Here is an 8,395-nt window from a genome sequence, read left to right on the forward strand (position 1 = left end):
CGTGATGGTGACTTCTTCCCCGGCCTCGACGCGACGGACGAGGTCGGAGGCTTGTTGGCGGAGTTCACGAAGCCCGACGGTCATCATGGCGACAGGATAGCACTTGTGCTACTGGCGGGTTCGGCGCGCACTGGACGCGGCATGTGCGTGCGTTGCTGCCCTCGGCGCAGGTCACGAAATGCGAGGCGGTGGCCCGCTCCGATGTGCGACGGTGACGCGTGATCCGACAAGCTCAGCACCGGGACCTGTCACGATTACAGGACATCGAGCGAGCCGCGGGGGCTGCCTTCCGCGACCTCGACATGGCGGCCGTCGCCGACGACGATCCGCCCGCTCTGACTGACCTGCAGACCTACCAGGCGCAAGGTCGAGCGTGGGTGGCCACCGACGACGAGGCCGACGACGACGTCGCGGTGGCCTACCTCCTCCTCGACGTCGTCGACGGGGCTGCTCACGTCGAGCAGGTGTCGGTGCACCCGTCCCACGCGCGCCGAGGGTGGGGACGGCGACTGATCGAGACCGCGGCCGACTGGGCTCGCGAGCTAGGTCTCGCCGCGCTGACGCTGATGACCTTCGCCGACGTGCCGTGGAACGCGCCCTACTACGCCCGGCTCGGATTTACGGTGATCCCGGAAGCTGAGCTCGGCCCGGGGCTGCGCGCGGTGAGACGCCACGAGCATGAGCTCAGGTTGGACGCCTGGCCCCGGGTCAGCATGCGCCGCCCGGTGGTGAGGCAGGAGATCGCCAGCGCGTAGTCAGAACCCGCGCAGGTCGACAGGTCCGAGCGTCGACGAGTTCCTGACCAGCGGCATGACTGCGTGCCTGTAGGGGATGCTGGATGGGTGCGAGCAAGCCTGGCTGACCAGCAGTGGGACGCCGTGGAGTCAGGTCAGGTGACCAGTCCCGCCGGCCGCCGGTTCGCGCGTCGCTCGACCCGGATCAAGCGTCGAGACGCTGACGCGCTGATCGCGGCGGGGGCTCCGCTGGTCCTCTACTGGTTCGGTGGTCGGCAGCTCGACTACTTCGACGGCACCGACGCTCTGGAGCAGTGGCGGGTCGTACGCCCAGCGTTGACCAGTCAGACACCACAGATCGGCGGCGACGTCGTCTGGACCGGCGGGCTCTGGGTCGGTGGTGATCAGGGGAACCTGCTGCTGCTGACCGGGCAGTGCTGAGCGCGCGACCAGCGGCATGGCCGCGAAATGGGCTATGCCGGTCGGTGGGGTCATGGGCGTCTAGTCTTTGCTCCCCTGGGTGTGGGTCGTGACGCGGCCAGAATGGTCTTCGGTCTGCCACCCATGCCCGTCGATGGCGAACAAGACCCTCTGGGAGGTCTCCTCGGCGCCTGGGCGAGCCCTCATGCCCAAGCGGTGCATGAAGGAGGCCGAAGCGACGTTGCGGCGGTCAGCGATGCCGATGACCTCATGTGCAGCCAAGTGGTCGAAGGTCACCGTCAAGAGCGCCCGCACTGCTTCACGCGCGTACCCGCGTCCCTGGACGTCGGAGAGTACGGCGAACCCCACCTCGAAGGTTCGCGGGTCTACGTCGCGGAGCCAGAGGCTCACTTCGCCGATCACGCGGTCCTCAGCGAGGGAGGCGATCGCGAGGATCACCCCGTCGCCTGCTTGTTCCAGCACGAGCGGAGCCAGTCGTCGTTCGAGAGCGGCCTGCACCTCCTCGAGGTTGCGGACGCCGCGGCTGAGGTAGGTGGCGACCGTTTGGTCTAAGAGCGACCGGCAGTAGGGCGTCATTTGAGCCTGCGGGTGGTGGGTCGGCCTGGCCAGCGGTAGCGGTTGCGGGCTTCGTTAATGAGGCGGCGGATGACGGTGATGGCCGCGGCCAGGTGGGTGTAGAACTTCACCACCGGCCGGGATCTATCGGTGACCCGACGCAGCTTGCCGTAACCGTTAAACCACGCGTGAGTCCGCTCCACCGGCCACCGCTTGCCGACCTGGATCGGGGCCTTCACGCCCTTGACCGCGATACGTCCCTGCAGCCCCAGCTCGACCAAGAGAGCGCGGGTTTTCTTGGAGTCGTAGCCGGCGTCCAGGTGCACCGTCACCGTTGTCGGTAGTGGTCCCAGCGCGGTCAGCCCCGCCAGGGTCGGGGCCAGGAGGGGCGAGTCGTGGCAGTTCGCGCCGGCGACCTCCACGTGCAGCGGAACACCTGCAGCGTCGACGACGACGGAGCGTTTCGTACCGCCCTTGCCGCGGTCAACAGGGCTGCGGCCCGCGCACTCTCCACCGCCAACGGCTTTAGTGATGGAGCCGTCTAGGGACACGTCTTCGAGGTCGAGGCCGATCATCGTGTCGTAGGCGGCCAGCGTCGCAGTGAACACGTCCTGCCCGATCCCGGCCTGGGCCCAGGCGTGGAGTCGGCGGCGGATGGTGCGGTCGGAGCAACCGGGGACGGCGATGCGTTCCAGTCCGGAGCCGTGGACGAGGGCGGTCAGGATGAGGTCGAAGACGACGCGGTCGGGGATGCGTCGTCGGTGGCAGCCCAGTGGGTGGGTGGGGTCGAACTCTGGTCGGGTGGGGAGCAGCGTGGCGAACTGGGTCCAGAGGGGTTCGGTCAGCGATGATGGCAGGACGGGCACGGGTTCCTCGGTGATTTTGAAGCGTCGAGAACTCCACGATCACAGAGGCCCGTGCTCGCCCGATCATGCGACATGCCGATGGCTGTAACCGCCCGTCCATGCCCGTCCTGCCGATCGCTCCTATGCGTAGCTGGCAACGACCCGCCGAGTGGAGCCGTCAACGGTGATGGTGCCGCCGTGCGGGAGGATCCACTGCGGTCGGGTGTGCCCGAACGGGACCCCGACACAGATCACGGCCTCGGGGTTGTAGCGCGTCACGATCTCCACGACAGTGTCTCGCTGCTCGGCGCGTAGACGCGCCCGCTCCGGTGCATCGGGACGGCGGGTAAAGTCGGAGACCGGGGGACGGGCGAGGAGCACGGCATCGACAGCGCCGAGGATGCCGCGTTCACCCAGCGACCGGACGATCCGGCCAACGTCACGGGCCGGCAGCAGCTCTTCCGATGTCTCCAACATGAGCACCCCGCCGTTCAGGACCCCCGGATCGAAGGGGAACCGCCCAGCGGTGAGGATCCACTGGATCACCTCCAAGCACCCGCCCCACGTGCGCCCGGTGACCGATCGGGTGGGCCCGTGCCAGGACCACGGATCTGTCGCCTCCCGCTCCCCGAAGGAGTCCAGGGCCCGAGGGTCACCCCAGTCGAAGCCCACGTCCTCGGACTCGCCCGGGTCGGTGATCTCCAAGTCTTCGCCGGTGAGCAGCGCGGCCCGCAGGGACCGTGCGTGGACGTTGTCCACTCCCGGTCCAGGACCCAGGTGGACCTGGGAGGAACCTCCGTAGAAGCTGGCGATCCCGTTGGCCCAGAGCCAGTGGTGGATGTTGGTGTTGTCGCTGGTCCCGAGGAACGGTTTCGGGTCCCTGCGGGGCAGCTCAGGATCAAGGTGCGGCACGACGGTGATCTGGTCGTCGCCGCCGACGACGGCAAGGACGGCCCGGATCGAGGGGTCGGCGAAGGCTGCGTTGACGTCGGCGGCACGGGCCTCGGGGGAGGCTCCGAGCTGGCGAGTCGTCGGGTACTCAACGGGAACGAGGCCAGTGACCTGGGTCAGGCGCTGCATCGCTTGCTCGTGCAGGGCCGGGAACAGTGCGGGAGCGGCGAACGACGGTGAGATGACCGCGATGCGCTCCCCTGCTCGCGCCTTCGCCGGTTGGACGACCTCATGATCCATGTGCGGGAGCCTAGACCGACCGTCCGCCCGGTTCATCGGTGCCCGTGGGCACCGATGCGGCATCGGAGGGACGAATGTCCAGCTACATCACCGGCCTACTGCCGGTCGCTCTAAGTGCAGCCGGTGCAGGTCGTCGAGGTCGTCGCGACGGAACGGGCGTAGACGTAGACGCTCGGTGGTGACCGGTACCGGCAGGGGCGACACGCCTCTAGGCTAAGGCTCTATCCGCTGACCAGTGCCCGGTGGGCGCCCTGGCTGAGCCGCAGAAACGGGCCACCGGTGGCATGACCAAGTGCTCCGCTCGGCCTCGTCAGTCAGCCACCGGGCGGCTGGTGCTGAACAGCTCACAGGTCATGTTGTAGTACCGCTGGGTGCGGCCCAGGTGGTCCATGCCGAGCCTGCGACACAGGGCCTGCGAGGGGGCGTTGTCGGGGTGGGTGACGGCGAGCACCTCGGTGAGCCCGCCGGCGAAGGCGTAGTCCATGACGAGGGTCGCGGCCTCGTAGGCGTAGCCCTGTCCCCAGGCGTCGGGGTGGAAGTACCAACCGATCTCCGTCTCGCCGGTGGGCTGCAGCGGTGGGGTGCCGGAGCCCAAGATGGCGACGAGCAGCAGGGTCCCCAGCAGGTAACCGTCGCGGTGCTCGACAGCCCAGACCCGGTGCAAGCCATCCTGACGGGAGTGCCAGCGGGTAATCGTGTCGCTGGCCTCGTCAAGGTCTTGGAGGACGCGGGGGGTGGCGCCGATGTAGCGCTGGACCTCCCACCGTGAGCACATGTCGAGGACGAAGGGGGCATCGTCAGCGGTCCACTGCCGCAGCCTCAGGCGGTCGGACTCCAGTGTCTGCACACGCTGATCCTGACACCGAAGACACGAGCGAACGCCCACGACACCGGCATGCGCGTGCCTTCTCAGGTACGGCCGCAGAGGCTGAGCACCCGATGTAGGCGCCGGTCGTCGGCACTGCGCAGCGGCGGCAGGAGCAAGGTCGTGATGCCTTGCTCGACCGCGGCACCGTCCGGTCGCGAGCGGTCTCCGACCATCAGCGTGTCCTGCGCCGGCGTGCCCAGGCTTTCCACCGCGGTCGCGAACATGGCCGGGTCGGGCTTCTGGACGCCCTGCTCGAAGGACAGCACGAAGGTGTCCACCAGGCCGTCCATGCCTGCTTCAGCGAAGGCGGGGCGGATGTCGAAGTGCACGTCGCTGAGGACGGCGAGGCGCACCTCGGCCTTCCGGAGTTGCCGCAGGGTCTCAGCGACGTCGGTGGCGAAGTGGTTGTGGTGGTGATCGGACTCCACCGCGTACAGGGCCTCAGACAGCTCCGAGTCGAAACCGGCGTCAGCGAAGACGCCGAAGTAGGTGCTGCGGTGCAAGGTGGCGTCGGAGTCAACACCGGGGGCTTCCAGTCGGACTTCCCCGGGGTCGGCCGCCTGCAGGGCCTTCAGCACCCGGTCGACGTGCGCAACGGAGTGCTCCCGGCCGGCCAGGCGCAGGGCCTCTTCCACCCACGCTTGCCAGGACAACGTGGTTACCAGCGTGCCGCGCCAGTCGAAGATCACCGAGGTGAAGGTCATGGGCGTCTGTCTACCAGTCAGACAGTGCAGGACCCAGGCAACGAGCTTGTCACCCAACGCCCTCAACTCGGCATGACCGCAACGTCACCTGCTGACCACCCGGATCGCGAGCTACTGCGTCGCCTGGTTCGCGTTGATCGGGTCCGGCTGGTCGGTGGCCTGCTGACCTTCGGCGGCGCGCTGATCGCGGCGTGGTGATCAGTCACCCTGGTAGCCAGCAACTTGCCGCGATGACCAGCGCCGGCCTGACGTAGCGGCTCGGGGTGCGTCGTGGGGCGCTACCGGCTGGCAGCGCCCCACGACGTTCGACGGCGTCAGTGGGTCAGTTCCGGATGTTCCGGTGCCAGTCGAGGATGCTGATGATCAGCAGGAGGGTGTTGGCGCCGTTGGTGACGGCGAGGACCCCCGCGGCCCAGGTCTGGTTGTTGACGTGCCAGGTGGCGGCCGCGTTGGCCAGCATGAGAGCGATGAGCAGGGCCAGACGCATGCCGTGGCAGGTGCGGGGGTGCCGCAGCAGCACCCGCAGTGCCCGACCGGTCCGCCGAGCCTGGCGGGCGCCCCAGCGGGCCCCCGTGATGACGCTGACCAGCAGAGCCCGGCCCAGCGCGAGGGTGAAGCCGGCGAGGCGGGTGCGGCTCACAGCGGTGACGCGACGGACGATCATGGTCGTCCTCCTTTGCGTGACTGTGGTCGTCTCGGGGTGCTGGCCAGCGATCCGGGTGAGACCTGCGGTGTCGAAGTGAGAAGACCTCGCCTCGACACCTCCACGGTGAGCACCCCGCAGTCCGAGGAGTCCCCCACCGGACTCCGGACTCTGGACTTCCCGTCGTGGACTCCTGACCGCCCCGTTCCGGACCCAACAGCTGTGCCGTGCGCGGATCAGCGGGTCGGGCGTGACGCCTGCTCGTAGGCTGCGCGCGACACCAGCCGGGTCAAGGGAGGCTCCGATGTCGCAAGACCCCTTCGGCGAGCTGCGCTCCCAGCTGCGGCAGCTGCACGCTGCCATCGGCGCGCCCGCGCACACCGCGATGCAGGTGGCCGCCACCCGAGAGGGGCTGAGCTTCCCGAGCAGCACGTGGTACGGGCTCGTCCAGGAGGTCGACTCCGAAGGCAACGCCGTCGTGAAGTCCGATCCTTACTGGGGCACGGTCCGCAAAACGGTCCAAGCCCTGGAGGCCTACTACAAGAAGATCCCCCCCGGACGTCGGCCCCCGGTCGGCCCGGACACCTTCGATGCATCAGATCAGGGCCTCTGGCACGCCCGATGGCAGGCGGCCCACGACCAGCGGGCGGGGGAGCAACCCACCCGCACAGCACCCCCACCGCGCGCCGCGGGCGCCGGGGCGGGCGCCGGTGCGGGCGCCGGCGAGCGTGTCGCCGACACCGCCGGTCCAGCCACGGACAGCGTGGCCGCGGAGGAGCACAGGCTGGTCCGGGACGTGAGCCTGCCACGGCTGGGCGTGCACCCCGCCCGCCCCGAGGTAGACGTGGCGTACCTGCCCCGCGCCCAAGAAGCCGAACTCATCGACGCGCTCGAGAGCGGCCAACCCGTCCTCGTCGTCGGGCACTCAATGGCCGGTAAGACCCGCATGACCGCCGAGGTGGTCCGGGCACGGTTCGGCGACCGGCCGATCCTGCTGCCAGAGCCCGAGGACGGCCTGGCGCCGTTGTTCCGGCATCCGGCCCGCGTAGCGTCGCAGCCGGCGGGGACGGTGGTGTGGCTGGATGACCTCGACCTCTACCTGGCCGGCGACGGGATCCGGGTGGAGTGGTTGGACCGGCTGCAGGACCGCGGCGACCTCGTCGTGGCCACCATGCGAGCCAGTGAGCACGCCCGCTACGAACCAGACAGTCAGATCCGCCCACCCCAGGCGAAGCTGCTTGAGCGCTTCCGGGTGCTGCGGCTGGACCCGGACGACACGCAGGAACGCGAGCAGCTGGCCGGCCAGGTGCAGGGCGATGCCTTGCGGGCAGGCATCACCCGCTACGGGCTGGCGGAGTACATCGGCGGCGGGTACCTCGCGGTGCAGCGCTTCGAGAACGCTCGATCCGCGGCCCCGCCCCGCGGCCACCCCCTCGGGGTGGCCATGGTGCAGGCAGCGGTCGACTGGCGCCGGGTCGGTCTGGACATCATCGCCGCCGACTCACTGGCGAAGCTCGCACCGCTGTACCTGCCGCAGCTACATCGGTTCGACGCCGGGGAGGACTACGCCGACGCTCGGGCGTGGGCCACCGATCTCGTCGACGGCACCTTCCGGCTGCTGGAGCCAGCCGACCACGATGGCGGCACCCGCGCCTTCGACTACATCCTCGACCACCTCACCGGCCCTCTCGCCGCCGGCGACGCCTCGGCCACTGGAACGTCGGGTGCTGCCACGAGCGTGCCGGACCACACCTGGCGAGAAGCAGCGGCCACCGCACCAGCCGACCGCCGCATGGACCTCGCCTACAACGCCTACCTCGCGGGTCAGCTCGTTCACGCGGAACACCTCTGGCGCCAGGCCGCCGGAGACGCCCACCCCGACGAGGCGCCGAAGGCGGCGTACAACCTCGGGGTCCTGCTGACGGAGCAGGGGGATGTGCCGGGGGCGGTGGCGGCGTACCAGCGGGCCATCGACTCCAACCACCCCGACGGGGCGCCGGCGGCGGCGTTCAACCTCGGGAACCTGTTCGCGGAGCAGGGGGATGTGCCGGGGGCGGTCGCGGCGTACCAGCGGGCCATCGACTCCAACCACCCCGACGAGGCGCCGGCGGCGGCGTTCAACCTCGGCATCCTGTTCGCGGAGCAGGGGGATGTGCCGGGGGCGGTCGCGGCGTACGAGCGGGCCATCGACTCCAACCACCCCGACGAGGCGCCGGCGGCGGCGGTCAACCTCGGGAACCTGTTCGCGGAGCAGGGGGATGTGCCGGGGGCGGTCGCGGCGTACCAGCGGGCCATCGACTCCAACCACCCCGACGAGGCGCCGGCGGCGGCGTACAACCTCGGCATCCTGTTCGCGGAGCAGGGGGATGTGCCGGGGGCGGTCGCGGCGTACGAGCGGGCCATCGACTCCAACC

Annotated in this window: 10 protein-coding genes; 3 read left to right on the forward strand and 7 right to left on the reverse strand. The window is 69.5% G+C overall.

What is annotated here, in order from left to right; all coding sequences use genetic code 11:
- On the reverse strand, positions 1–87 hold an 87-nt coding region (locus tag GTR02_RS24970), incomplete at its 3' end, for a type II toxin-antitoxin system Phd/YefM family antitoxin (protein ID WP_166608749.1).
- 131 nt (positions 88–218) lie between these two features.
- Between GTR02_RS24970 and GTR02_RS17355 the strand changes: the two genes are divergently transcribed.
- Positions 219–755 (forward strand): GNAT family N-acetyltransferase, encoded by a 537-nt coding sequence (locus tag GTR02_RS17355; RefSeq protein WP_166608740.1) that lies wholly within the window; start codon positions 219–221, stop codon positions 753–755.
- 138 nt (positions 756–893) lie between these two features.
- Positions 894–1,175, forward strand: a complete 282-nt coding sequence (locus GTR02_RS17360) for a hypothetical protein (RefSeq protein ID WP_166608741.1) — start codon at positions 894–896, stop codon at positions 1,173–1,175.
- 60 nt (positions 1,176–1,235) lie between these two features.
- Here GTR02_RS17360 and GTR02_RS17365 read toward each other — a convergent pair whose 3' ends face one another.
- From GTR02_RS17365 to GTR02_RS17390, 6 genes are all read right to left on the reverse strand, one after another.
- On the reverse strand, positions 1,236–1,751 hold the full coding sequence (locus GTR02_RS17365; RefSeq protein WP_166608742.1) for a GNAT family N-acetyltransferase: 516 nt from the start codon (positions 1,749–1,751) through the stop codon (positions 1,236–1,238).
- Positions 1,748–2,596, reverse strand: coding sequence for an IS5 family transposase (locus GTR02_RS17370; protein ID WP_166608743.1), 849 nt, complete (start codon positions 2,594–2,596; stop codon positions 1,748–1,750). The genes GTR02_RS17365 and GTR02_RS17370 overlap by 4 nt, the downstream gene beginning before the upstream one ends.
- Positions 2,597–2,716: 120 nt before the next feature.
- Complete coding sequence (locus GTR02_RS17375; protein WP_166608744.1) at positions 2,717–3,766, reverse strand: S66 family peptidase; 1,050 nt, start codon at positions 3,764–3,766, stop codon at positions 2,717–2,719.
- Between the two features lie 310 nt (positions 3,767–4,076).
- On the reverse strand, positions 4,077–4,613 hold the full coding sequence (locus GTR02_RS17380) for a GNAT family N-acetyltransferase (protein ID WP_166608745.1): 537 nt from the start codon (positions 4,611–4,613) through the stop codon (positions 4,077–4,079).
- A gap of 62 nt (positions 4,614–4,675) precedes the next feature.
- Positions 4,676–5,338: an HAD family hydrolase gene (locus GTR02_RS17385; RefSeq protein ID WP_166608746.1), complete on the reverse strand. Its 663-nt coding sequence runs from the start codon at positions 5,336–5,338 to the stop codon at positions 4,676–4,678.
- 322 nt (positions 5,339–5,660) lie between these two features.
- Positions 5,661–6,002, reverse strand: a complete 342-nt coding sequence (locus GTR02_RS17390; protein WP_166608747.1) for a hypothetical protein — start codon at positions 6,000–6,002, stop codon at positions 5,661–5,663.
- 283 nt (positions 6,003–6,285) lie between these two features.
- Between GTR02_RS17390 and GTR02_RS17395 the strand changes: the two genes are divergently transcribed.
- Positions 6,286–8,395 (forward strand): tetratricopeptide repeat protein (locus tag GTR02_RS17395; protein WP_166608748.1); only part of this gene is annotated, 2,110 nt, incomplete at its 3' end.

The sequence above is a fragment of the Kineococcus siccus genome (assembly GCF_009906795.1).
Taxonomy (GTDB): domain Bacteria; phylum Actinomycetota; class Actinomycetes; order Actinomycetales; family Kineococcaceae; genus Kineococcus; species Kineococcus siccus.